At 54.3% G+C, this 26,047-nt stretch carries 18 protein-coding genes; 13 read left to right on the plus strand and 5 right to left on the minus strand.

From position 1 onward, the window contains the following. Positions 1–354: 354 nt before the first annotated feature. From CIK78_RS07960 to CIK78_RS07985, 5 genes are all read left to right on the plus strand, one after another. Positions 355–1,794, plus strand: coding sequence for an amino acid permease (locus CIK78_RS07960; RefSeq protein WP_096278871.1), 1,440 nt, complete (start codon positions 355–357; stop codon positions 1,792–1,794). 12 nt (positions 1,795–1,806) lie between these two features. Continuing rightward, positions 1,807–2,766 (plus strand): homocysteine S-methyltransferase, encoded by a 960-nt coding sequence (gene mmuM / locus CIK78_RS07965; RefSeq protein WP_096278873.1) that lies wholly within the window; start codon positions 1,807–1,809, stop codon positions 2,764–2,766. Between the two features lie 31 nt (positions 2,767–2,797). After that, the gene (locus CIK78_RS07970; RefSeq protein WP_096278875.1) at positions 2,798–4,165 is read left to right on the plus strand and encodes a carboxylesterase family protein; all 1,368 of its coding nucleotides are present in this window, start codon (positions 2,798–2,800) and stop codon (positions 4,163–4,165) included. A 216-nt stretch (positions 4,166–4,381) separates the two neighbouring features. Beyond that, on the plus strand, positions 4,382–4,717 hold the full coding sequence (locus CIK78_RS07980) for a zinc ribbon domain-containing protein YjdM (RefSeq protein WP_096278877.1): 336 nt from the start codon (positions 4,382–4,384) through the stop codon (positions 4,715–4,717). 61 nt (positions 4,718–4,778) lie between these two features. After that, positions 4,779–5,792 carry an NAD(P)-dependent alcohol dehydrogenase gene (locus CIK78_RS07985; protein WP_096278879.1) on the plus strand — a complete coding sequence of 338 codons (1,014 nt, stop codon included), beginning with the start codon at positions 4,779–4,781 and terminating at the stop codon, positions 5,790–5,792. A gap of 189 nt (positions 5,793–5,981) precedes the next feature. Here the strand turns inward: CIK78_RS07985 and CIK78_RS07990 are convergent, their stop codons facing one another. Further along, positions 5,982–6,872, minus strand: coding sequence for a LysR family transcriptional regulator (locus CIK78_RS07990; protein WP_096278881.1), 891 nt, complete (start codon positions 6,870–6,872; stop codon positions 5,982–5,984). A 162-nt stretch (positions 6,873–7,034) separates the two neighbouring features. Here CIK78_RS07990 and CIK78_RS07995 point away from each other — a divergent pair, with 162 nt between their 5' ends. The 6 genes from CIK78_RS07995 (at position 7,035) to CIK78_RS08020 (ending at position 12,667) form a co-directional block, all read left to right on the plus strand. Then, complete coding sequence (locus tag CIK78_RS07995; protein WP_096278883.1) at positions 7,035–8,273, plus strand: YbfB/YjiJ family MFS transporter; 1,239 nt, start codon at positions 7,035–7,037, stop codon at positions 8,271–8,273. After that, entirely contained in the window at positions 8,273–8,878 is a 606-nt protein-coding gene (locus CIK78_RS08000) for a glutathione S-transferase N-terminal domain-containing protein (protein ID WP_096278885.1), read from the plus strand. Before CIK78_RS07995 ends, CIK78_RS08000 begins: the two co-directional genes overlap by 1 nt. A 577-nt stretch (positions 8,879–9,455) precedes the next feature. Further along, complete coding sequence (locus tag CIK78_RS08005; protein ID WP_096278887.1) at positions 9,456–10,544, plus strand: hypothetical protein; 1,089 nt, start codon at positions 9,456–9,458, stop codon at positions 10,542–10,544. Beyond that, positions 10,537–10,872: an STAS-like domain-containing protein gene (locus CIK78_RS08010; protein ID WP_096278889.1), complete on the plus strand. Its 336-nt coding sequence runs from the start codon at positions 10,537–10,539 to the stop codon at positions 10,870–10,872. The genes CIK78_RS08005 and CIK78_RS08010 overlap by 8 nt, the downstream gene beginning before the upstream one ends. Before the next feature lie 34 nt (positions 10,873–10,906). Next, a complete protein-coding gene (locus CIK78_RS08015; protein WP_096278891.1) occupies positions 10,907–11,554 on the plus strand; it encodes a hypothetical protein in 648 nt (215 codons plus the stop codon). 330 nt (positions 11,555–11,884) lie between these two features. After that, positions 11,885–12,667 (plus strand): hypothetical protein, encoded by a 783-nt coding sequence (locus tag CIK78_RS08020; protein ID WP_141393031.1) that lies wholly within the window; start codon positions 11,885–11,887, stop codon positions 12,665–12,667. 605 nt (positions 12,668–13,272) lie between these two features. Here the strand turns inward: CIK78_RS08020 and recD are convergent. Genes recD through recC form a run of 3 tightly spaced genes read right to left on the minus strand, consistent with a single transcriptional unit; the run spans position 13,273 to position 22,984 of the window. After that, a complete protein-coding gene (gene recD / locus CIK78_RS08025; protein WP_096282321.1) occupies positions 13,273–15,540 on the minus strand; it encodes an exodeoxyribonuclease V subunit alpha in 2,268 nt (755 codons plus the stop codon). A gap of 32 nt (positions 15,541–15,572) precedes the next feature. Continuing rightward, entirely contained in the window at positions 15,573–19,325 is a 3,753-nt protein-coding gene (gene recB / locus CIK78_RS08030) for an exodeoxyribonuclease V subunit beta (RefSeq protein ID WP_096278895.1), read from the minus strand. Further along, complete coding sequence (gene recC / locus CIK78_RS08035) at positions 19,322–22,984, minus strand: exodeoxyribonuclease V subunit gamma (protein ID WP_096278897.1); 3,663 nt, start codon at positions 22,982–22,984, stop codon at positions 19,322–19,324. Before recC ends, recB begins: the two co-directional genes overlap by 4 nt. 144 nt (positions 22,985–23,128) lie before the next feature. On the opposite strand from recC, the gene ilvD reads away from it, so the two are divergent. Further along, the gene (ilvD, locus tag CIK78_RS08040) at positions 23,129–24,811 is read left to right on the plus strand and encodes a dihydroxy-acid dehydratase (protein ID WP_096278899.1); all 1,683 of its coding nucleotides are present in this window, start codon (positions 23,129–23,131) and stop codon (positions 24,809–24,811) included. 219 nt (positions 24,812–25,030) lie between these two features. Here the strand turns inward: ilvD and CIK78_RS08045 are convergent, their stop codons facing one another. Continuing rightward, entirely contained in the window at positions 25,031–25,303 is a 273-nt protein-coding gene (locus CIK78_RS08045; protein WP_096278901.1) for an XRE family transcriptional regulator, read from the minus strand. 218 nt (positions 25,304–25,521) lie between these two features. Here CIK78_RS08045 and purE point away from each other — a divergent pair, with 218 nt between their 5' ends. Next, a complete protein-coding gene (gene purE / locus CIK78_RS08050; protein ID WP_096278903.1) occupies positions 25,522–26,037 on the plus strand; it encodes a 5-(carboxyamino)imidazole ribonucleotide mutase in 516 nt (171 codons plus the stop codon). The last annotated feature ends 10 nt before the right edge of the window (positions 26,038–26,047 follow it).

The following is a 26,047-nucleotide window of genomic DNA, read 5'->3' on the forward strand; positions in this document are numbered from 1 at the left end:
TGATTGTTACGGGCCAATGGATATTGAACATGATGAACTCGAGAGCAACCAGCCAAGTTAGGTCGCCGTAAAAGTGATAGAGGTGATAGGGGTGAGAGGCGTCAACACATCTACCATGGCGCCGATCAAAAGATAACAGCGAGAAGCGCCCCAGCCAGGGCGCTTTTTTTATAGCTGTTTGGAACCTCGCGACAATACTTACCCAGCGATATTAATCCCATATATTCAAAATAAGAATATTAAATATTTTTTTTATTCTTTTTTGAAACTCCATATTGCACTAAAATGGTGCTCTTTCTGAGCCGGGCTGCTGGGCGCCTGCTGCCTCGTTAGGTTACCAATAGGAATGTCACTATGAGTGAGCAAGCAAGTGATCAAGAGGGCGTGCATTTCAAACGCAGCATGCAGACGCGCCATTTGGTGATGCTCTCTTTGGGGGGTGTGATTGGCACCGGGCTATTTTTAAGTTCTGGTTATACCGTGCAGCAGGCAGGGCCTATCGGTGCGGTATTGGCCTACTTGGTGGGCGGTATTATTGCGTGGCTGGTGATGATGTGCCTCGGCGAACTGGCCGTGCATATGCCGGAGTCGGGGGCTTTCAGCGCCCATGCCAGCCGTTATATCGGCCCCGGCACCGGCTATATGGTGGCTTGGATGTACTGGCTCACCTGGACGGTGGCGTTGGGGTCAGAGTTTACCGCCGCGGCGGTTTTTATGGGGCGCTGGTTTCCCGATATCCCCGGCTGGTACTGGAGTGGCCTATTTGCGGCGATAGTCTTTGGCGTCAATGCGTTTACCACTCGCTTCTTTGCCGAGTCTGAATTCTGGCTCTCATTGATCAAAGTGATTGCAGTAGTGGTATTTGTATTGGTGGGCGCGATAGCGATTATTGGCTGGGTGCCGCTGCATAATGAGGCGGGTGTTGAGGTTGCCTCGCCGGGTCTCTCTGCACTATGGGGAGAAGGCGCCATGCCGCCCAGCTTGCTGGCCATTGGCACCACCTTGCTAGCGGTGATGTTTGCCTTTTCCGGCACCGAACTAATTGGGATTGCCGCCGGGGAAACCGTCGACCCGGCTCGGAATGTGCCCAAAGCCATTCGCGCGACCCTATGGCGATTGATCCTGTTTTTCGTGGGCACCATCGTCGTGATTGCAGCGCTATTACCTCAGGATCAGGCTGGGCTCAGTCAAAGCCCTTTTGTGGCCGTCTTTCAGCGGCTCGGCGTGCCGGGCGCAGCCGATATTATGAATTTTGTGATCATTACCGCGCTGCTGTCAGCGGCCAATTCCGGGCTTTATGCCTCCTCACGCATGCTATGGACGCTCTCGGATCAAGGCACCTTGCCAAAATCGTTGAGCCGACTCAATAAGCGCGGTATTCCGATGAATGCCGTATTACTCAGCATGGTCGGTGGCCTGGGGGCGCTGTTTTCCAGCATTTATGCCGCTGAGAGCGTTTATCTGGTGTTAGTTTCGATTTCCGGTTTGGCCGTGGTGATAGTGTGGATGGCCATTGCCCTTAGCCAGTTTAATTTCCGCCGCCATTACCTGCGTGAAGGCGGGCGGCTGGAAGATTTGTTGTATCGCACGCCGTTCTACCCCTGGGTGCCGCTAATCGCATTTGCAGCCTGTTTGGCAGCATGTGTTGGCATCGCCTTTGACCCACAGCAGCGCGTGGCGCTCTATTTCGGTGTGCCCTTTATTGCCCTGTGCTATCTGGTGCATTTTGTGCGCCACCGTGGAGCTGCTGATCGTTCCGCAACGTCAAACAGCGCTGTGAAGTCACGCCCTTAAGGAAACGTCCCTATGAGTGAATTGAATCCGATCAACGCCCTGTTGGCAGAAGTGCCCTTTATGGTCATCGACGGTGCCTTGGCCACTGAGCTGGAAGCGCTAGGCTGTGATTTAAATGACACGCTCTGGTCAGCGCGCTTGCTGGCCCAGGCTCCGGAGAAAATCCGTCAGGTTCATCAGGCGTATTTTGAAGCCGGGGCCGACTGTGCCATCACTGCCAGCTATCAGGCCACAGTGCCTGGTTTTATGCAGGCGGGGATGACGGCAGAGGCGGCGCGGGCGTTGATTCAGCTATCGGTCACGCTGGCGCAAGAAGCGCGAGATGCGGTCTGGCAACCCGGTCAAACTGACCGGCCCAAGCCATTGGTAGCCGCATCCGTGGGCCCGTATGGCGCCTATCTAGCCGACGGCAGTGAATATCGAGGCGGCTATGACCTAAATCGCGCCGAGCTGGTTGCGTTTCACCGTGAGCGTTTTACGCTGCTGTTAGACGCGGGCGCTGATCTACTGGCTGCTGAAACCTTGCCTTCCCTGGAAGAGGCGCTGGCCATTACCGATTTGCTCGCCGAGCACCCCGGCGCGCAGGCCTGGATCACCTTCTCAGCGAAGGATGGCCACCACATCAGCGACGGAACGCCAATAGCCGAGTGTGCGGCCGCCCTGGCCAACTGCCCCGGCGTGGCGGCCATCGGTGTGAACTGCACTGCGCTGGCCCACATCGAATCGCTGATTCAAGAAATCCGCCGTGCGTGTGATCTGCCGATATTGGTGTATCCCAACTCGGGGGAAGCGTACGACGCGGTGACTAAAACCTGGCACGCCGCCGCCTGCGAGCATGCCTCAAGCGGGCCTTCTGGTTTGGCGCAAGGGATTGAGCAGTGGCTAGCCGCAGGCGCGTCAGCCATTGGCGGTTGCTGCCGAACAGCGCCAAGCGATATTCAAGCGCTGGCGCAGTGGCGACGGTTGCGCTAGCTTATTTCATGCTAGAAACCTAAGGAGCGGTATGCGCCACGCTGAGCTAAACGACCACGACACGTCAAACGACCACGATGTGCCACGCTTTACCACCCCCGCCGGTGAGATCATCGGCTGGCGGGACCGCGGCGTTATCCGCGCCTCGGGCATTCGCTATGCCCGTACCCAGCGCTTTTGTCCGCCGGTAGATGAGCCGTCATCAACTACGCCCATCCTGGCCACCGAGTGGTCGCCTTGCTCGCCGCAAAACATCATTCCCGAGCTAAACGCTGCGCTGGGGATTAGCGCCCAGGCGTTCTCCTCCTGCGAAGGCGAGCTGCATTTGTCGGTCACTTTGCCGGAAAACCCCTCGGCAACGCCGCGCCCCGTGATGGTCTGGATACACGGTGGTTCGTACGTGTTTGGCGCCGGGGATCTCTCAGTGTTCGACGTACGCCCACTGGCGCTTGAGCAGGACGTGATTGTGGTCGCGGTAACCTACCGGCTTGGCTTGTTAGGCTTTCTAGGTGGCTACGCCAATAGGCCCGCCAATTTAGGCCTGCTCGATATGATCTCGGCCCTGCGCTGGGTGAACACCAATATCGCGGCCATGGGGGGCGACCCCGCCAATGTCACCCTGTTTGGACAGTCCGCCGGGGGCGATGCGGCGGCGCATCTGATGATTGCCGAAGGCACCGAGGGGCTATTTCAGCGTGCCATTATTCAGAGTGCGCCGCTGGGCATTAGCCGTGGCCGGGCAAAAATGAATGCCAAGATGAGCCAAAAGGCGGCCGAGGTAAAAGATGATGCACCGCTTGAGGAGCTTTTGCGCGTGCAAACCCAAGTGGCGGAATCTGCCCGAGGCTTTGGGCTTAAAGCGGCCATGCCGTTTGGCACCCAGTACGGCCACTACCCGCTGCCTATTGAGGCCGAGGCTGATGCAGCCTGGCGTCGTGCGGCCGCAAAGATTGACCTGTTTATGGGCTATACCGCGGAAGAGAGCGCGCTGTTTTTAGTCATGTCGCCGGGCCTGACGCGGCTGCGTAATACGCCCTTGGTGGGGGAGGCGCTCTGCAAAGCGATGGTGGCCGTCACCACACGTCAGGTTTACATACGCGATGCGCACAAATTTGCCCGCCGCCATACGCAGGCGGGTGGGCACGCTTACCTGTATCGGCTGGACTGGTGCAAGGGCCGCTACCCGTTTGGCGCCGCCCACACGATCGACCTGCCGCTGCTACTGGGCGAGCCATCCAGCTGGCAACATGCCGATTTGGTAAAAGGCGTGGACGAGGCCACCTTGTTGGAACACGGCCAACGCATGCGCGCCCTATGGGCTGACTTCGCGCGTACCGGACAGCTGCCGGCCACCGGCCATATTGAGCCGCAGGTGCTTGAGTGGTGGAAGGTGAGCTAGCGCTAGCTCATCTTGGGAAGCTGCGAGCCGTTTACTGTGTCAACGTGCGGCCGTGAGAGCGCTGGCCCTCGCTTTCTTAAGAGAAGATGCGAAGCCAGAATGTTCTCCCGGTCAGCTTCCTCAAAGGGCTGGCTTTAATTCCCCTGACCCTCATTCGCCAAGGTCACACAGGCTCGGTATCATAAGGAGCCAACCAAGCCACAGCAGCCTTTGTTTATGTCATGCCCACCTTGCCCAAACTGCCAATCTCAATTTGTCTATCAAGATCAAAGCCTGTTCATCTGCCCGGAGTGTGCCCACGAATGGAACCCCTCTGAAGCTGAAGCGGAAGATGCCGTAACGGTAAAAGATGCCAACGGAACGCTGTTGGCGGAAGGTGATAAGGTAACGATGATTAAAGACCTCAAGGTTAAAGGCAGCTCGCTGGTACTCAAGGTAGGCACCAAAGCCGTTATCAAGCGGCTCAAAGAGGGCAAGGATCACCAGCTGGACTGCAAGGTCGATGGTGTGGGTGACATGATGGTGACCGCCCATTTTGTGAAAAAGGCCTGAACTGTTAGCCCAACGCGATAGCATCGTTCTTATACAGGCTAAAAAAAGGATTACCTACTCGATGAAAGCATTTCAAATTGGCGAACAACACAGCACCAACATCTTAAGTGCCACCACACGACCAGAACCTATCGCAGGTCCTGGAGAAGCCATCATTGCGCCACGATTAGTCAGCCTAATCAGCCGAGACATACAAATACTCACCGGCACATACGGCCCATTACAAGACCCTAAGCGTGTGCCTGGCACAGAAGGCGTGGGCGATGTGGTTGCCGTTGGCGAAGGCGTAACAGAGATCAGCGTGGGCGACCGCGTGGTGTGTGGTCACTTTGCTAACTGGCGCGAAGGCCCTTTCAGTGCCAATATTTTCTCCCACGACATTGGCATCACCCACGACGGCTGGCTAGCTGAAAAAATCCTGCTGCCTGCAGCGTCACTCATTCGCTTACCTGACAACATCCCAGATCAAGACGCAGCGGTTCTCGCATCCGCAGGGCTAACCGCTTGGAACGCACTGGTAGAAACCTCCAACATAAACGCGGGCGACCTCGTCCTTTGCCTTGGCACTGGCGGCGTGTCTTTAGCGGCGCTAAAAGTGGCGAAAATGCATGGTGCACGAGTAGCGATCACCTCATCAAGCGACGAGAAACTCAGCGTTGCTCGTGAACTGGGGGCCGACATCACCATCAACTACAAACAATACCCAGATTGGCCTGCCGAGCTAATGAAGCAAACCAACAACCAAGGCGCCGACATCATCGTCGAAACCGGCGGGCAAGACACCCTAGGCCATTCCGTTGCCGCGGCGGCCGTTAATGGTCGAATCGTTATCATCGGCGTTACCCCAGGACAGAACTCACCAATCCCCAACTACATCAGCTTCATCACCAAAAACATCACCATCAAAGGCATCGCCAACGGCAGTCGCGCCATGTTCGTCAGCTACATCAACGCACTGGCAGCAAACGACAGCACCGCCCTCATCAGCAAAACCTTTGACTTTGACGACGCCCCAGAAGCCTACCGCTTCCAAGCTGCCGCCAAACACATAGGCAAAGTACTGATCAAATTCTAATATTGCGCTAACAAGTTTCAACAACAACAAAAAGAAGCTGCTGCGGGATTTTTTCTATGGGTCATTGAGTTAGCTTTTTTATTTACGACATCAACCAGATCAAATTGACGTTCTCGCCGTCCTACACGCATCTATGAACCGACTGTAAAGCGAATAGGACAACGCTATAGCGTAGTGTCAGCACCCATCTCAAGACGCAGTCAGCTGAGGCTCATCTACTACCGCGTCACGCACCGTTTCAGCGAAGCTTGCCAGGGCGGGTGTCCAGGTCTCCGGGTCGGGGGCGACAAAATAGGTATCGATATTGGCGATGGACGCGGGCAGTTTCAGGGTGTGAATTGCGAACCGGTGTTGGTGGGCTTCAACCGTCCCACGGGGCAGCACCGTGTAACCCATTCCCGCCGCGACACAGCCAAGCATCGCGTCCAATGACCCGAACTCAAATATCCGCCCCGCATTAACGCCATGGGAGGCCAGCAATAGCTCGATACGCTGGCGGTAGCTACACCCCTGACGAAATGCCATAAAGGCAGAGGTCAGCAGCGCTTGTGAAGAGGGCATCGTCGACATCGGCGTTGAGCCGACCAGCACAAGCTGCTCGCTGAACGCTTTGAGTAAGTGATAGCGACTATGCTCAAGCCGCCCGGCCACGAACACACAGTCCACCTGCCCGTTTAGCAACAACTCGACCAATTCTGCCGTTGGCCCGGTCTTTAGCTGGATATCAACGTCAGGCTGCGCTGCGTGGTACGCCGCCAGTATCGGCGGCAGGCGCAGGGCGGTCGTGGTCTCCATGGCGCCTATCCGCAATCGGCCACAGGCTTTTTCCGGGCCCTTAAACAGCGAAACCGCGTCATCGTGGGCCGTCAGTATGCGCTCGGCGTACTCCACCAGCGCCAAGCCCGCATTCGTAGGCCGCACTCGCCCCGCACGCTGAATAAGCTGTACGCCTAACTCCTCCTCAAGTTTTTTGATGTGGGCTGTCACGTTAGATTGCACCGTGTGCAGCTGATTAGCCGCCGCCACGAAGCTGCCTGTTTCAGCCACTGCCATAAACAGCCGCAGCGATTTAAGTTGCATGGCCTACCTCCCCGTCGATAATCGTCAAGCTATGACTATCTCAAAATAAGATAGCAGTGATCAATTATAATCGTTTTTAGAAAACGCGCCTGCGCGGGTAGTCTGTACCTACACAACCGAGCTGACGACTTTGCCCGAATGGCGGCACGCGAAGGACACGACATGATCAACAGAAAAGACTGGCCCGCCCTGATGATCGGGGTAATGGCAACCTTGGCGGGAATTGGCATTGCGCGTTTTGCCTACACACCTTTATTGCCGGCGATTATTCAGGAAGGCTGGTTCACCGCCAGCCAAGGCGCCTACCTCGGGGCCGCTAACCTGCTGGGTTACTTTATCGGCGCGCTCTGCGCCCACGCCCTGAGCGAGCGTTTTTCTTCCCGCTTAGTCATCGGCGCAAGCTTCGCAGCTATCGCGCTCAGCTTTATGCTCTGCGCTGGGGCGGGTAGTTTCTTCTGGTTCTTCTTATGGCGATTAGTCTCCGGTATTGCCGGGGCCATCTTGATGGTAGTTGGCCCTTCGCTGGCGCTGGCGGCGACACCGCCTGAGAGGCGAGCCAGTGTGGGGGCAATGGTGTTTACCGGCATTGGCCTGGGCGCACTGCTTTCGGCCTCCATCGTACCCGTACTTCTTGAGTTAAGCCTAACGGCCACTTGGGCCACGCTGGGGCTACTGTGTATCGCAGCGGGCCTGGTAAGCGACGCTTTTTTACGACAAGGCGTGACGCCCTTAGCACCACCTTTGGCAGCTAGCCCAACGGCTAATAGCCAGAAGGGCTATGCGGGAATAAAACTAGTGGTGTTGCTGGTTATTGGCGCTTATGCCCTGGATGCGATTGGGTTTGTGCCCCATACAGTGTTTTGGGTGGATTATCTCGCCAGGGAAAACGCCCTGGGTAATCACGCCGCTTCATTGCAGTGGGGTATCTTCGGGTTGGGCGCCTTGTGTGGGCCGTTTATGGTAGGCGCGCTGGCGCAGCGGGTGGGCTGGCAGGGAGGCTTGATGATCGCCTTTGCGGCGAAGGCCGCCGCCGTCTCGCTGCCGGTATTCTCGCTCGCACTGCTCAGCCAGTCGGTTTCCTCGTTCATGGTGGGGGCGATGATCCCCGGTATTGTGGCGCTTACCTCTGGCCGCCTTGCCGAGTTAGTCGGCCCGACCGCGCACAAGAAGCTCTGGGGGCAGGCAACCGCTGCTTTTGCTGCGGCCCAAGCCGTGGCGGGCTATAGCATGTCAGCGCTTTATGACACCTGGGGCAGCTACGCGCCGCTATTTGCTATCAGCGGCCTTATGCTAGCGGCAGGCTTTTTGCTGGTGCTAATCAGCCGTGGCGTTCAGCAGCGCCAAGCCCACTTATCTGATCAGCATTCTACAAAGCACTCTTCAAACCAAGGGAGGCAATAATGGAGCTCTACCTAAACGCAACTTCGCCCTATGCGCGCCTAGTGCGCATCGTGTTAATGGAAAAAGGCTTAGCAGACGCCGTCACACTGAAGTGGTGCGACCCTTGGGCAGACGATGCTGATCTATTAAAAGCCAACCCCGCCGGGCGAATCCCCGCGCTGGTAACGGAGGAAGGCACCACGCTAAGTGAATCACTGCTGATTGCCGTTTACCTGGATAGCGTCAGCCCCGACAAGCCAATGATTCCCCAAGACAGTTTGGGCGATGTGCTGCACTTAGCCGGGCTGGGTCAAAACCTGATGGATGCCGCGTTCACCACCGTGATTGCCAGAAAGCATTATGGCAAGGAGATTGATGAGAGCGAGCTGGGGCAACGGCGTTCTCGGGCCATTCAGAGGTTGTTGAAACAACTGAGCAGTGAGTTTGGCGAAAAACAACAGCAGGCCTCAAATATTAATCTGGGTGAAATTGCTATTGCAGTAGCGCTGGATTATCTCGCCTTCAGGCTGCCGGAGGTGAGCTGGAAAGAGGAGTACCCGCAGCTACAGGCGTGGCATGAGGGTGTGATTGCAAGAGAGAGCTTTCAGGAGACGGCATTTGTTTAGAAAGAGCACATGCCAAAGTCTTCGCTGCCTTCATCGCCTCGCTACTGGGGGGATCGTTATGGCGTCTAGCCCATACGGATATTCCAAAAAGTACAGAACTCCGCTGGCATTTTTTGCGATTGACATAGGCTGTGGCATGATGATCGAAAGAAGTGTAAGCGGGAGAAAACGTTAAATATATAATTTCATCAGTCTAGATTTTATATAGCAGTAATGTAGGTTCAATAAGTGTAACTACTATGCTTGAATCGGTAATGAAAAATTGCTATATGAGGCTGTACAATAAAAATTACCTTTATGTAGGCTTCATTATTGCGTGTAATGCTTTGCATAGGGTGCGGCTAGATACATGGGGTTTTTCTGGTGTCAATGTTTTTTTATTTTCTTTTGGCTGACTAGTTCATTTTAGAGAAAAACTAAATTGTAAAAGTATGGATTAAAGCTAAACTTAGAAAATAATTACATGTTCTAGTGTGGTGTTGTTAGCGGTGGCTACGTGTATGGAAGAATTTTTTTATATAGCTATTTGAAAATAAAGAGTTCTAATTATAAATAATTTATAGGGTTAAGTGTTGAGATGAAGAAAAGAAATTTACACACAAAAAAATATCAAGATATTTCGTCACAAAGGGAAGAAATTAATAGGAAAAGATCTAAGCCATATATGCCGCATTTGCCAAATAAGAAAAAGATTTTCGGACGAATAGAAATTGTTGCTCCAAGGGTTTTTTCATTATTTGGTGATAATTATTCATTTTTTTTAGATTTTATAGAAGATGTAAAAGTCAATGTGCAAGAAAATAATAAAGTGTTAATAAATTTGTCCCAGGTTGAGGATGTGAAAGTTTCAGCTTTGTTGGTATTTTATGCAAATATAGAGCAATCGCAAAAGCAATATAATTCTAAGGCAATAATTAAAACTACAGTCTGTAAGACAAGATTTATATCAATGATATTTGAAAAGTTTGGGATATGGAAACTTACTAATGAAGATCGTCACAGGCCTGTATATCCAAAGCAACCAGGTTTGGAATTAGAGATATGTACTGCCTCAGTAGGTATGAATAGAAATAATGAAGACAGTAGACTACAGCTAAGAAAAGTTATTAATTATACAAAAAAATCATTAGAAAATACTACTCTAGATGATGATAATGACAGTGCTTTTGCAGCAATAACTGAATCAGTTAGTAATGTAGGACAGCACGCATATGACAACCAGTTCTTTAGTGAAGAATTTGAGGGTTACTTAAAGAATTGGTGGATTATTGTTCATAAAATAGGTGATCAGCTGTTTATTTCCGTGTATGATATGGGCGCCGGTATACCTGATACGATTAGTAATAAGCCCGGAATTCAAGCGCTTATTTCAAGTATTGCAAAGGCAGTGAATTTGCCTATCATTAGTCTAGGTGATGGATCGCGTATAAAAGCTGCAGTTGAGTATGGCACATCCCGGTTTAAAGTGGATAATAGAGGTAAAGGTTTAAGTGAAGCTAAAGAATTTGTAGCAAATAATCCAGAAGGTGAGCTTTTAATTTATAGTGGTTTCGGCTCTTATACATTTTGTTCAATAAACGCGGAAGAGGAAGTTGAAAATCTTCCTAAATGTTTTGCCGGGACATTAATTCAATGGAATTTGAAACTGGAAAACAGTTATGAGTGACTTTGTAATCATTGATATAGGTCTCGATTACACTGACTTACCGTACGGTCGTGATGAACGCGATGGTGATCTGAATGGTAAACATTTTAGGGAGACAGTCCTTCTGCCTGCTTTGAAAGAAAATAAAAAAGTTATTATCGAAATGTCTAATGCCTTAGGTTATGGTTCTTCTTTTCTTGATGAGGCTTTCGCAGGTCTCATTAAGCATGGGGGTTTTACTAAAGATGAGCTTTTTGAACGGCTCGAATTTAAATACAACAAAGAAAGTGTAAAGCGTAATATATACAAATATATGCAAGAAGCAGAAGAAGGTAAAAAGAAAAAATAGTTTCAAAAAATTTTATTAAATTGAGGAGCGGTTAATGCTAAGAGAGCTATCTGAGAGTGGAACACTAGTTCTTTTGCTAGCCGCTACTGGCTGGTATTTTATTTATAAAAACTCAAGAGCTCTCGCAAAAAAATCTGAATGTTATACTCTTGTAAGCGATATTGAAAAAATATTACAAAATATATCTGAAAGTAGTTACGAGTTTTGGAAAAACAAAAATCCAATTACTGAAAAAGATTTTGAAGTGCAATGCCGAATATTCCAAGTTAATATATCTTATAAATGCGATATTATTGAGGATAAAATCATCCTTTTATCTAAGAAGACAAGTTCAAATCAAGCTTACTTTGAAGAATGTGATAAGATAATTAATAAGTCGATCGATTTGTTAGCTGCTGTTCGAGAAAAGAGTACGCTGGATTCAGAAAGATTAATTGATTCTAATCACAATTTAAATGCTCATAGACGGATTGCGACTATCCACGCAGCAACAATTAATTTGCTTAAGGAAGTTTATATATTAGTTAATTATAGATATGAAAACGAAGACTCCAAGCATGCATCTATAATTGCAAAACATGGTATGTCAAAAGCTTTGATTCTATGCAAGAAAAATACTTCTTTACTGGCATTTAAAGCTGTTAAAATAAAAAATAAAATATTTGCAGATAAAGGGCTGTAGTTTGAATTTTTGGTTGTGAGTTTTCTATTTTTTATTAATAGTATTTGTTAATCCATGTTTTATTGTTTGGATTTAATTTTTTTAGATCGAATTTTTGTGATGTTGAGATGTGTTACTGCGCTAATTTTTAACGAAGATAAACTCAAAAATAAAAAGGTATTTTCTTTTTTTAAGAGTAGTGCATTATGGATTAGGATTAATCATGGAAATACATATTTATTATTAAGCTAATTTTTTTCCCTGTAAAGCATACTTTAGAGTTGTAGCCTATTTGCAGTAATTTTTTTTGGTGTGTCCAATGGTAAAAATTAATATGGAAGCTAAAGATAAATGACACGTTATGAAAAAATTAGTTGTACTATAGGAGTTTTAGCATGTGTAATGAGTTTTGTGTCGCTTTTCTTTACTTCAATTAATATTTATTGGACAAACAATTTGGCAAATAAATTACATGAAGATCGAATGAAATTTGATGAGAGGCTAAGAAGATCAAATGTAGTAGTGCAGCTAGGCAGAGACTATGAACAAGATTTAATTATTTTCACAGAGTTAACAGGTGTGCCGAGATACAGCGCTCTTTTTAAGCAAAAATATAATGTAACGCTTAACAATATTGGTTTTCAGACTGCATCAATAGTTGATTGGAGTGTGGTGGGTAGTTTTTTAATAGAGAATGATCTTCAAGAAAAGCGTGCTTATGGTGGATACAGTGGTATGGGACCTTGGTTTTACGAAATTAACGGGGTAGAGGCTGCTCTTCCTTTCAGCATTGAACCTAATAAGCCAAAAAGCTTCGTTCTTGAGATTGGTACGTTGATTCCTAGCGAAGCATGGAAGTCTCTTGCTGGTTACCTTCAATTCGATAAAGTATATGGCTATGATGAAGCTGAATCAGTTTTTTCTAAGCATGGTTATTCTTATTTTGGTCAGTACGCTATAACAGAAATATCTGATTATTCAAGTTTTGAAATTAGATCTTATGGTGCTGATGAGTACTTCCAAGATTTCATTTTTTATCTTCAAAAAGGAAATGGAGAACAAGTTGAAGCCGTATTTAATCCTGCTGTCAATGATGGTTTTTTACAAGGAGAAACGTTTGATAAAAATCAATAATATAAGAAATAGTGCATAGCTTATTATAAGTCGGTCTTGGGTTGTTTATTTAATTTTTAAAATAATTTTATGTATAAACTTAAATTCAAGATAAGGAGATGCTAATTTTCGTTAATATCCTCGACATAAGACCATTCAAAATTACATGTTTAGCATCGATCAGCGTAAGCCATTCGCGCGATGGGGTTATGCCGATGTAGCCTTATTGGGTAGAATGCTCACGGGTATAGTATGTTGAAACTCGACCTTGCTCTTGGCTTAGCATTATCGATAAAGGATCAGCGAGCTCACGAATAGGCTTATATTTGTTACCCAAGCAATGCTTAATTGTCCCCCAAATAGAGTGGCGCTTTTAGCAGATAGCCAGCTTGTTCCCATAGTGCACATCACTAAGTATGAAGGTTTTTGCAATTTCAGGCGATTGCTCGACTTTCTAATTATTTTAATTTTGATAAGATTCATTGACTGTAGTCGTGGAAAAGATCGTCAAACGGGTTAAAGTCAAGCTCAAATGAAATCTAGAAGTTAATTAAAACAGCAAAAAATAGTTGGTTTTGCTCCGACGTAACCAATTTTAACCAGCTATTTTTTCCTCTGATTGAGCGTTAATTTTCCTTTCCTGCCACACCACTCACCCTCATAACCTCCCTAGTCACCGCATCATTTAATATTCCGCGCTTAGCTTCGATCAGCGTAAGCCAATCGCGGGCGCGGGTGAGGCCGGTGTAGACCAGCTCGCGGGTGAGAATTGGGTTGGGCGTTTGCGGTAGCAGCAGGGCGGTGTGCTGAAACTCTGAGCCTTGGGATTTGTGTACCGTCATCGCGAACACGGTTTCTACCGCGTGCAGGCGGGAAGGCAGCACCCAGTGGATGGGGTTTTCTGGGTCACTGGTTGGAAAGGCGACTCTTAATAGCGATCTTCCGGGCGCTCCTGATGAAGAGCGGGGATCTGGCACCGCCATTGTGATGCCGATATCGCCGTTCATCAGCTTTAGGCCATAGTCGTTTTGGGTGACCAGTACCGGGCGGCCTTCGAACCAGCCTTTTTCTAACGTGTAGTCGTTGCCGAACAGCAGCTTTTCGCTACGTAGAGTTTTGGCGATGCGCAGGTTTAAGCCTTCTACCCCCCAGGGGCCTTTGCGTAGCGCGCACAGCAGCTGAAAGCGGCTGTAGGCGGTCAGTACTTGTTTTGCCCAGGCATTGTAAACTTCGCCGTTCTCTTCAAATGCTAGCGATGTATCAGGCCTTTCACTCGCTAGGGTATTCAGGTAGTACTGGTAGCCGGTTGGCGGTGCCATTGGCTCGCCCTTGAAATTGGTGCGGCCTTCGCCTGCGTGGGGAAAACGTTCCGGGCTGCCGTTGATCACTAGGCGCTCCAGGGCGCTGTCTTCGTTTTGCGCGTCTGGCTTTAATACCAAGTGATGCAGGTCGGCATAGCCATTATTCAGTACGCCATGCACGGCTTGGTGTTTATCCCGTTCCCGCAATGCCTCACTTAGCGGCTGGTTAATCGCCTGGGCGAGCTGGCCGATGCCGCTTGTTTCAGTAAAGCGGTGGCTTACCCGCAGCATGGTAATGGCTTGGTCCAGCGGCTGGCCGTCCGGGTCGATTAATGACTCTGGCAGCGGGTGGTCGGTGAGTTCGGCTAGCCACTGCGCTGTGGCGGGGGTGTAGTGGGCGGCGTCGGCGCGGCGGCATAGGTCGCCCAGCACGGCGCCTGCTTCAACGGATGCCAGTTGGTCTTTATCCCCCAGCAGGACCAGCTTGGCGCTGGCGGGCAGGGCGCTGAGTAGCGCCGTCATCATTTCGATATCTACCATTGAGGCTTCGTCTACCACCAGCACATCTAGCGCCAGCGGGTTGGCGGCGTTATGGCGGAAGTGGCGGGTGTCGGCGCGGGCGCCAAGTAGCCTGTGGATCGTGGTCACTTCCGTCGGAATGTCTATTGCGTTCGATGAGGCAGCAGCTGCGTGCTCGTCTAATAGCGATTCCAACCCGCTAAGGGGTAGGTCTTTCACCTGCCCGGCGATGGATTCATTTAGCCGTGCGGCGGCTTTGCCGGTGGGCGCGGCTAGGCGAATGCGCAGCGGGTGGGCGCTGGGTTCTGCTAGCTGCAAGGTTTGTAGCAGGGCTAGCAGGCGTACCACGGTGGTGGTTTTGCCGGTGCCGGGGCCGCCGGTGATGATCGCGAAAGGGCTGCTGGCGGCGAGGGCGCAAGCGTTCTTTTGCCAATCCAGGCTTTTGCTTGTGGGGAATAATATTTCTAACGCGCCTTTGAGTGGCGGGCTATTCGCTGCGTTGCCAGTACTAACCCGGTTGGCGATTTCCAGGTGCAGGGTTTGCTCGAACTGCCAGTATCGGCGCAGGTAGAGTTTGCTGGTGTTACTGCTGTGGCTCACCACCAGCGGCGTATTGCCGGGGCCGTCGCTGATCAGCGTGGGGTGGCTGAGCGCAGCCTGCCATTCGGGCAGCGTTAGCGTGGCCAGCAAATGGCTGGGCAGCGGCGGCGGGTCGTTGAGGTCGTCGCCTTCGGGTGGCAGCGAAAGGGCAAAATCCGGCGCTTCCAGCGTAGCGGCTAAATCCAGGCACACATGGCCGCGGCCAAGCTGATGGCTGGCCAGCGCTGCGCCCAGCAGTAGCAGTGGCGGGGCGTGTTGGCTTTCGCGCTCAAAAAAGCGCACCAGGGCCAGGTCTAAATCCCGCAGCCAGCCACGAGAAACCCAGCGCTCACACAGCTGTAGCAGCTCGGCGGTATCGCTTAGCGCGGGGTGGGGCTGGGTGGTGCTGGTAGCGGGTTGCGTCGGTGGTGCTGTCGATGCGGTTGAATCAGGCGCAGCGGGCGGTGCGTCATCGGCGAACAGGTCGAAGTTCATGGGCTCGTTCATGGAAGGCGTGTCTCGCTTGCTCATACCTCCACCTCTTTGTGGGCTGCATCTGCCGCTGTGCCTGCAAAGAGGGCATCCAGCGCTTCAATCAGCGCGACCGGGGCGGGCACGGCGTGTACCCCGCGAGTGGTGCGGCTGCCGCGCAGAAATACCGTCATCGAGCCGCCTAAGTGTTGGTGCGGGTCGTAGTCGGGCAGGCGCGCTTTGAGTAGCCGATGCAGCGCGAGCAGGTACAGCGCCGCTTGCAGGTCGTAGCGCTTTTCGATCATGGCGCTGCGCAGGGCATCAAAGGTGTAGGCGCTGTCGTCGCTGCCCAGGTAGTTGGACTTCCAGTCGAGCACGTAGAAGCGGCCTTCATGTTCAAACGCGAGGTCGATAAAGCCTTTGAGCATGCCGTTGAGGGTGTCGGCATCCAACGCGGGGCGCGACACCCCAGGCAGTAAATGATTGCTTACCAGTTCATCCAATTTGCGCGTTCCCACCTGATGGGCGGCAAACCAGAACTCCAGCTCTACCTGATAGCTGCCTAGTTCGCTTAGCGCTACTTGGTCGCCTTCGCCTTGCTTTGATGAAGGCAGGGGAAGAGGGACATTGAGCAGTTCTTCAAACCAGCCCGCCAGGGTGTCGTGCCATGCCTGCCAGCCACGTAGCTGAACGCGCCGCCGCAGCATATCTTCCCGCGCGGCGGGGTCTTCTAACGCTTTGTTAAAGCCTAGCTGACCCGCCCACTCTAAAAGCCCGTGCAGAAAGGTGCCGGGGCCGGGGCCTCGGGGAAAGCGGTGCAGGTGGAATGCTTCGGTGTTGATGGCGTTGTCGTGAGGTTCATCCAGCACTTCCAGGGTGGTGGCTTCCTGGGGCGTGGTGGGTTCGGGCGTCGGCATCAATGGTGTTATGGCCCCCGAGGTGCGCAGCGCCGAGTAGCTGGCGATCCACCACTGTTCCCGTGCGGGGCGCAGCGGGGTGCGGGCGTGGCCCAGCGCTTGCTGTTCCGGCGCGGGGGTAAAGCGTAATGCAGTGGGCTCCGGCGCGGCGCTCAGTTCGATATTGCTGCCTGCCACCAGTTCACCTAGCGCTTGAGTAAACGCGCTGGGGGCAATGGCTTTACCGCCGTTGATGAGATGGCCGATGGCGCTGTTCTCACTGCCTTTAAGCGGCGCCAGCCCCATCCAGGTGGCGTGACGGGCGCGGGTGAACGCGACGTAGAGCTTGCGCAGGTCTTCGCCGAGGCGTTCGCGGTCGGCGGTGGCAAGCGTCTCTTCATCGGCGCTTAGGCTGAGTTGCAGCCTGCCTTCGCTGTCGTGCCAGCGCAGTGGCAGGTCGCTGTCGCTGACCGGGCGGTGATTAGAAATGAACGGCAGAAACACCAGCGGATACTCAAGCCCCTTGGATTTGTGAATGGTCACGACCTTGACCAGATCGGCGTCGCTCTCCAGGCGCAGCTTGTGGCTGTCGCCGTGGCTATCCGGGTCGGCAATCGCCTCGGCGAGAAAACGAATCAGCGCGTGTTCGCCATCCAGCTCCTGGCTGGCGTGCTGCAGCATTTCGCCCAGGTGGAGCAGGTCGGTTAGCAAACGCTCACCCTCGGCAAACTCGCTCAACAGCCGTGCAGCGATATCAAAATCCACCATCAAGCGGCGTACCAGCGGCAGCACGCCCTGGCGCTGCCACAGGTGGTGGTAGCCGCTGAACTGCTCAACCTTTGCTTCCCAGGCCAGTTCGCTCTGGTTGAGATGGTCGAGTGCTTCAAGGCTGAGCCCGATCACCGGCGTTGCCAGGGCGGCGCGCAGTTTGGCCTCCGCTTGGCGGGAGTTGGCCTGGGGCTCGGCGCAGGCGCGTAGCCAAATGGCTAGCTGCGGGGCGATGGGGGAGCTAAACACCTTGTCGTGATCGGAAAGGTAAACACTCTTGATGCCCCGGCTGGCCATGGCCAAACGAATCGCCCGCGCTTCCTGCAGGCCGTTGACCAGCACGGCCATGTCCGAGGGGGCCAGCGGAGTGAGTGATTGCTCTCCGCTTCTCACACTGCTATCGCCCGTCGCACTGTTGTCGATCGCTTTCGCAAAGCCCGCCTGCTGTTGGCGGCCTGCTTCCAGTAGCGCGGCCATGTGCGAGGCGCAGCGCTCGGCCATCTCGGTTTGATAGGCGGTTTTGGAGAGCGGCTCGTCGCTTTCAAGGGGCCACAGGGTCATCGCGGGTAGCGGCTGGCCGTTGAGCACCAGCGTGTCCTTGGTACCTTTGGCGTTGACGGGGTTAAACGGCAGCGGGTTGTTGCCACCATCAGCGCGGAATAAAAAGGCCCCGGCGTGATGTTGATCAGCGTAACTAAAGCAGTGATTGACCGCAGCGACCATGGCCAGGCTGGAGCGAAAGTTGGTGCCCAGCGTGACGTGGCGGCCATCGGTGTCGTGGCGGGCCTGCAGGTAGGTGAAGATATCCGCGCCGCGAAAGGCGTAGATGGCCTGCTTGGGGTCGCCAATCAGCAGAATGGCGCTGTCACGGCGGGGCGTTGCGACGTCATATACGGCGTTGAAGATGCGGTACTGAATTGGGTCGGTGTCTTGGAACTCGTCGATCAACGCGACGGGGAACTGGCGCTTGATCTGGGCGGCTAACGCTTCTTTGTTGGGGCCTTGCAGGGCGCGGTCTAAATGGGTAAGCAGGTCGTTGGGGCCCATTTCGGCGCGGCGTTCCTGTTCGCGCTCCAGGCGGGCGCGGCACCACTGCACGGCGTGAATCAGCAGGTCGTTACGTGGCTCGGGAAGGGCATCTAACGCTTGCGGTAGCAGCGCCAGCGCGTCCCACACCTGGGGGCAAGGCGGTGCGCCCTCTTTCCAGATATCGGCCATGCCGTCGGGCGTCATGCGTTTCCAGGCGGCGTCGGTAAGCGCAGGGCGGTCCAGGTCGCTTTCGCTCCACTCGCGCAGTGCGCCTAGCCAGTTGGTGCGGCTTTTGGCGTTGAAGCTTTGGCCCTTGAACGCTTTGCGCGTGGCGGCGTCTTCCAGAGCGGGCACCAGTTCATCCAGCCAAGCAGGCCAGGGGGCTTTGAGTTCGTTGAGCTGGGCGGTGCGTTCGGCTTGGGTGGCGGCCAGCGTTTCGCGGGGCTGTGGCTTTGCGCCGCCCAGCGCTTCGCTTTCAGGCAATAGCCGCTGCAGTAGAGCATGCAGATCGTCGGGCGATTTCCAGTAGCGGGTGACAATGCCCAGTGCGTCGCTGTCCAGCGGGTAGTAGAAGCTGCGCCAGTAGTCGCGCACCACTTCTTGTTCCAGCTCGCGCTGGTCGTTCTCTAAATTGAGCGAGAATAGGCTGCCGCTGTCGAAGGCATGCTCGCGCAGCATGCGGTAGCACCAGCTGTGGATGGTGGAAACCGCGGCTTCGTCCATCCATTCGGCGGCCAGCGCCAGGCGCCGCGAACAGGCGGGCCAACTGGCGGGGTCGTATTGGTCGCGGAGTTCTAGCAGAAGCTCATCGCTTGCCTGCCCATCATCGCGAAACACTTCCGCCGCTTCTACCAGCCGGTTGCGGATACGTTCGCGTAGCTCTTGGGTGGCAGCGTTGGTGAAGGTGACTACCAGGATTTCCGGCGGGGTGAGCGGGCGGATAAAGGCGGTGTCGTCGTCAACGCTGTGGCCGCCGAGCACCAGCCGCACGTAAAGCAGCGCGATGGTGAACGTTTTGCCGGTGCCTGCGCTGGCTTCTATCAGCCGGCTGCCGTGAAGCGGGAGCGTAAGCGGGTTAAGCGGTGTAACGCTGTTGGTTGACGGCAGTTGGCTCATGCGGCACCTCCTTTAATGGATCGATGCAGTGGCGCATAAAGCATCTCAGTCAGTGTCGCGAAGCAGTGGCCGCTATTGTTCTCGTTAAACAGTCTTTCGAAGCTTGGCCATTGGTGGGCGAGGTAGGCGCTTTGGGCAACTTCGCCGGCCTGAAAACGTCCGCCTTCATAGGCCGTTTCAGCGGCGGCGTAGGCGTCGCTTGCGGGGTCAGATTCTGGCGTGCCCTGTTTGGCTAGCCAGGCAAACGCGGCCTGCGGGGCGAGCGGTAGCGGAGCCTGCATGCCATCGCGCCAGGCGTTGAGCATGTTGTGTAGTTGGTAGCGGGCATTCTCGGCCTCTAAAGGCTCCAGCCGCACATGGCCGGCTTTTGAGAGTAGCTGTGTGGTCATCGGGCGCTCGGCATTACCCGCTAGGTGGGCGACCCAGGGCCGTAGCAGGTGCTGCCAGCGGTACTGAGCACGCCCGCGCCCTTGGCTGACCAGGCTGCTGCTGAGCAGTAACAGGCGGCAGCGGTTGCCTTCGCTATCTTCTCGTAACTCGCCTAGCCAGTCTTCCAGCGTTACCTTGCCTTCAACGCTTTCAATAACTTGTTCTTCAACTGCTTGTTCTTCAACAACTCGTTCTTCAACAACCTGCACGGCCTGGGGCGCCGTCACTATGTGGGGCCACTCTTGTAGGGCTTCTTCGTAGGCGCCAAACAGTGCCTCCATTGGCTCCGCCAGCGCTTCGCGCATGCGTTCACCAAACGCACCCACCGCCAGTACGCCTTGGCCTTTAAAGCGTTCAAGCGTTGCGTGCAGTGCTTCGATGCGCGGCAGGCCGTTGTCGACTGCATGGCGCTGGGCGGCGATTAGCTGGTCCTGTAGCTGCCAGTTTTGTAGCCCGTCTAGGGTGAAGGGTTCCACATCGAGCTGGGCGAGCTCTTCCTGTTCGAAGTAAACACCTAGGCGGGTATTGAAAAAAGCTTTCGCCGGTTCACGTAGAAAGCTGCCTAGTTGGCCAAGGGTTAGCGTGCTTTGCTGTTCAAGGCCCCACTCAGATAGCGGCGCTGGGTTTTGCGGGCGAGAGTCGCTGTCGCTAGTCTGCGTATGCGGAGCGCGCCCTTCATGTACTTCGCGCCATTCATGTACATAGGTAAATAGCCGCGCCTGGGCAGGGGAGTCGTCAGTTTGTGCGGTGAAATAGCGACGGCTAAATGGCTGAAGCGGGTGCTCGGTGGTTAAGGCATCGAGCAGCGGTGTGCCTTTTTGCGTGTGCCAGCCTGCTGCAAGGTGGTCGCGCAGTTGGCCGACCAGCACCGAGGGTGGCATCGGGTTGTTATCGATCAGGCTGCGGCCTACCCAGCTAATGTAGAGCTGCTGGCGGGCAGAGAGCAGCGCTTCCAAAAACAGGTAGCGATCGTCTTCCCGGCGTGAGCGGTCGCCGGGGCGGTAGTCGCTGCCCATCAGGTCAAAATCCAGCGGTGGCTGCGAACGCGGGTATTCGCCGTCGTTCATGCCCAGTAAGCAGACGTGCTTGAACGGTATCGCGCGCATCGGCATTAGCGTTGCGAAGTTGACCGCCCCGGCTAAAAAGCGCTGAGACAGGCTATGTTCGTCGATTTGCCCCAGCCAGTGTTCGCGCACCATGGAAAGCGGCAGGGGGTCAAAAAGCTGGGCCTCGTCGGTACTGTCTAACAGCTGCTGAAGCGCGGTTTCCAGCTTGGTGAGCATCACGCTTTCTTGAGCGTCGTCGGTCACAAAGTAAGTTTCCAGCAGCTCGCGCAGCCGCGCCACCCAGGTGGCGGTATCGGTGGGCTGGCAGAACGTTTCCCAGGTGTTTTCCAGGCGCTCTAGCAGCGTGGCCAGCGGGCCCGCTAGCGACGCTTCTAGCCCGCCAATGTCGTCAAACGGCTCAATGCCTTGCCAGGCGTCGGCGTCACCAATGGCGTAGCCCAGCAGCAGGCGGCGCAGGCCAAATGCCCAGGTGTTCTGGGTCAGCCCTTCAGGTAAATCCAGCCGAGTGCGCTGCTCGGCATTGAGCCCCCAGCGAATGCCCGCGCCTTCAATCCAGCGGCTAAGTGTGGGTAGATCGTGTTCATCGATACCAAAGCGGGCGCGCAGCGCAGGGACTTCTAAAAGGTCTAAAAGATCGCTTACCGAGAGGCGCAGCTCGGGCAGGCGCAGCAGTTTTTCCAGCGCTATCATCAGTGGCAGCCGATGGCGGCTGGCCTGATCCGACAGCGTGTAGGGAATATAGCGCGGGTCGTCGCTTTGCAGCTGGCCAAACACGGCTGCAATGTGCGGCGCGTAGCGGTCGATATCCGGCACCATCACGATGATGTCGCGTGGGCGCAGATCCGGATCGGCGCTGAATGCGGCAAGCAGCTGGTCGTGGAGAATTTCCACTTCGCGCTGGGGGCCGTGGGCAATATGAAACACGATGGAATCGTCGCTGGCCGCATCTAATGCGGGCCAGTGGGTTTGGGTTTCGGCGACGGGGCGCAGCTCGCGGATGTCGTCCTGCAGTTGGCTGAGCAGGCAGTTGCGTTCTTCGCCGCTAAACGGCTCAAACATATCGATTCGTAGCGCCTGCTGCTCGAACAGCGTTTGGTAGTTGCCTGAATCGTCGTGCTCATCAAGCAGGCGTAAGTAGTCGCGGCCCTGTTTGCCCCAGGCGGCCAGCAGCGGTTGGGCGTGCAGATGCAGGGCATCAATGCCATCACCGGTACCCAGTACGTCCAGCGCGTCGGGCATGCCCGCCTTACGCTGCTGGCGATAGCGGCTGGCGCGCAGCAGGTCTTTGTGTTCGATGATATCCGCCCAGTAGTACTGGCAGGGGTTGTGAACGCAGAGCACAATTTGGCAGCAGCGTGACAGTGCCGCCAAGGCTTCCAGGGTCTGTTGTGGCAGCGATGAAATGCCAAAAATGATCAGCCGCCGGGGGAGGCCGGGCGGGCATGGCTGGCCTTCTAGCTGCTCAGCGGCGATTAAAAACCGGCTGTGAACCTGGGCGCGGCTGCTGTTAAGGCCCGCAGCACCTTGTGTGTGGGCCACATCGTCGCGTAGCGCTCGCCATAGTGCCGGCTGCCACTGCTGATGCGCTTCCAGCGGGCGCGCCTCACCGCGGGCGGTAATCAATACATCGTTGCCCTTCGCCCAGGCGTCCAGCCAATCTGCGCGGTAGACCTGATACTGATCAAATAGATCGGCCAGCCGCTCGGCCAGCTGGTAGTGCTTGCGCTGGTCGCGATCGACCTCTAAAAAACGTGCCAGCGGCGCAAAGGTTTCTTGCTCGGCAAGGCTGGGTAGCAGGCGCAGTAAGCGCCAAATCAAGCGCGACTTATCAAACGGCGATGTTTCGGGAACGGCCTGTTCGTCTTCGGTTAGATGCGTCAGCACCGTGCGGTAGGCTTGCCATAAAAAACGCGCGGGCAGGGTGACATTAAGCGCGGCGGCAATACCTGCGCCACCTTGCGCGGGGTCTTCAGCGAGCGCCAGTTTTAGCCATTGCCCGATACCGTTGCTCTGTACCAAGATGGTTTCATTTTCCAACGGCGCTAACGGGTGCCTGCGCATCCACTCCACCGCCAAGCCACGCAGGTCTTCAAGACGATTGGCATGCACCACCATAAAGCCTGGCGCTAACGGCGTTTGTGAGAGCAGAGGGTTTACAGGCATGCACGATAGTCCTTAATGAATGATTCCTTGACGGCAGTGGCGATGGGCATAGCGCTATGGTGCCATATGTTAATCATCTTGCGGGATACGAAATATATCGCCAAGCTATACGGATACCGTGAGCAAAGCTAAGAGAGATCAATAATGACTGAGTCATCCCAACATTCCCGTCGCCACTCTTCTCTAGTGGTCGATGGTCCAGGTAAAGCTGCTAGCCGCGCCATGCTGCGGGCGGTGGGCTTTAATGATGATGATTTTAAGAAACCCCAAGTAGGTATTGCCTCCACCTGGAGCATGGTGACCCCGTGTAACAGCCATATTGGTGAGTTGGCCGATTTCGCCCGTGATGGCGCTGATGCCGGCGGTGGTAAAGGCGTGATTTTCAATACCATCACTATCTCTGATGGCATTGCGAATGGCACCGAAGGTATGAAGTACTCGCTGGTATCCCGTGAAGTCATTGCGGATTCCATCGAAACGGTGGCTGGCTGTGAAGGCTTTGATGGCCTGGTGGCAATTGGCGGCTGCGATAAAAACATGCCGGGCTGCATGATGGGCTTGGCGCGTTTGAATCGCCCCAGCGTATTTGTTTACGGCGGCACCATCATGCCGGGCAAAGGCCACACCGATATCGTCTCAGTGTTCGAGGCTATGGGTGCGCACTCCCGTGGCGATATCGATCTGATCGAATTAAAGAATATCGAAGAAACCGCTATTCCTGGCCCCGGCTCCTGTGGCGGTATGTACACCGCTAACACCATGGCCTCCGCGATTGAAGCACTAGGCATGAGCCTGCCGGGCAGCTCAGCGCAGAACGCTATCTCTCAAGAGAAGCGTGATGACTGTAAAGCGGCGGGTGAAGCGGTGCTGGCGCTGCTAGAAGCCGATATTAAGCCTTCCGATATCATGACTCGCGAGGCGTTCGAGAACGCCATTACGGTCACTATCGCGTTGGGTGGTTCTACCAATGCGGTGCTGCACTTGATTGGTATGGCGCGCACCATTGGTGTTGAGCTGACGCTTTCTGACTTTACCGAGATTGGTAAGCGCGTGCCGGTACTGGCTGATCTGCGCCCTAGCGGCCATTACATGATGAGCGAGCTGGTGGCGATTGGTGGCATTCAGCCAATGATGAAAGTATTGCTGGACGCAGGCTTGCTGCACGGTAACTGCATGACCGTCACCGGCAAAACTCTGGCAGAGAACTTGGCAAATGTTGCGCCTTACCCCGCTGAGCCGCCGATCATCGCGTCGCTTGATAAGCCGGTTAAAGCAGAAAGCCATTTGCGTATGCTTTACGGCAACTTGGCGCCAGAAGGGGCCGTTGCGAAAATCACTGGTAAGGAAGGTACGCGCTTTTCTGGCTCCGCGCGGGTATTTGGCTCTGAGGAAGAAGCTCAGGCACGCATTAATGACGGCACCGTCGTGGCTGGCGACGTTGTGGTTATTCGCTACGAAGGCCCGAGAGGTGGCCCGGGTATGCGCGAAATGCTCACACCTACATCGGCCATTATGGGCCGCGGACTGGGTAACGACGTTGCGCTAATTACCGACGGACGTTTCTCGGGTGGCAGCCACGGCTTTGTGGTTGGGCATGTGTCGCCGGAAGCGTTCGACGGTGGCCCGCTGGCGCTGGTGGAAAATGGCGACACCATCACCATTGATGCCGAGGCGGACACGATTGAGGTTGATTTGTCAGACGAAGAGCTAGCTCGCCGTCGCACGGCGTGGCAGCAGCCTGAACCCCGCTATACCCGTGGCGTGCTGGCGAAATATGCGCGTTTGGTTAGCTCGGCCAGCACCGGTGCGGTAACCGACCAAGAGTAAATCGACGTAATAATCGCGTTGTCATGAAGCGGTAAAGCGCAAGGCTGAATATCAAAGCCTTGCGCTTTTTTATGGGTATAAAGTAGAAAGAATCATGGCAGGTATGCGAATCGGTGCAGCTATTGAGTTGGTTTTTAAATGCGAGAGGATAAATATTTGATCAGACCGCCGGGAGGCGGCCTGTGGAAGAAAGCGCGATGAGAAAGCAGAAGAATACTGCTAAGGCGCCTCCAGCTCTAAGGTGCGACGCAGGGCGAGGAGTTCATCCACGCACAGATGCTCAAGCCTTCCGGCGAGCAAGTCGCTAATTTTTTGAACGGGAAGTCCTGCCCGACGGGCAATGTCTCGACTTCCTAGGTCTGATACTGCGATCAGACGCGTGATAATACGCATTAAGCGCGTACGTTTTTCTAGTTCCCTGACATCGAGGTCAGGGCTGCTTCGCGGGGGATCAACCTGTTCCGCTGTGGCAGTTGCGCGTGCCGTGCTCATGTGGCTCCATTAGTCTGAAATGACAAACACACAATGCCGCCAACCGGTGCGCTTTTCAATGCCTTTTTTGATGAAAATTTCACGATGCAGGCAAAGCCCGCAAACGGGCTAGCTCTGGTAAACTATCCGCCTTCCTATTTTTCAGTGCGCCAAGCTTGGTGCGCGCCATTTTTCAATTTAGTTTTGCTTTTATAGGCCGTTGGGCCGAGGAGTTTTGCATGTCGTCGAACAGCACACCCAAGGTGGGCGTGATCATGGGGTCTAAGTCTGACTGGCCCGTCATGGAGCACGCAGTGGCGATGCTGGAACAGTTGGGCGTGGCGTATGAAACGCGCGTGGTATCGGCTCATCGCACGCCTGACCTGCTGTTCGACTATGCCAAGAGCGCGGCTGAGCGCGGCCTACAGGTGATTGTGGCTGGCGCGGGTGGCGCGGCCCACTTGCCAGGTATGGTTGCTTCACAAACGCCGCTGCCCGTGCTGGGCGTGCCGGTAGAGTCCAAAGCCTTGAAGGGCTTGGATTCACTGCTTTCGATTGCGCAGATGCCAGGTGGTATTGCGGTAGGAACACTCGCAATTGGTAAAGCGGGGGCGACCAACGCCGGGCTACTGGCGGCACAAATCGTCGGCCTGCAAGATGCTGCGGTGCGCAGTGCGGTAGAAGCCTTTCGCGCTGAGCAGACTCAGAAAGTACTCGACAACCCAGATCCGCGCCCCGAGCCGGACGTTGAATAAGGAAGCTCGG

This window comes from Halomonas sp. JB37 (assembly GCF_002332255.1).
GTDB lineage: Bacteria > Pseudomonadota > Gammaproteobacteria > Pseudomonadales > Halomonadaceae > Vreelandella > Vreelandella casei.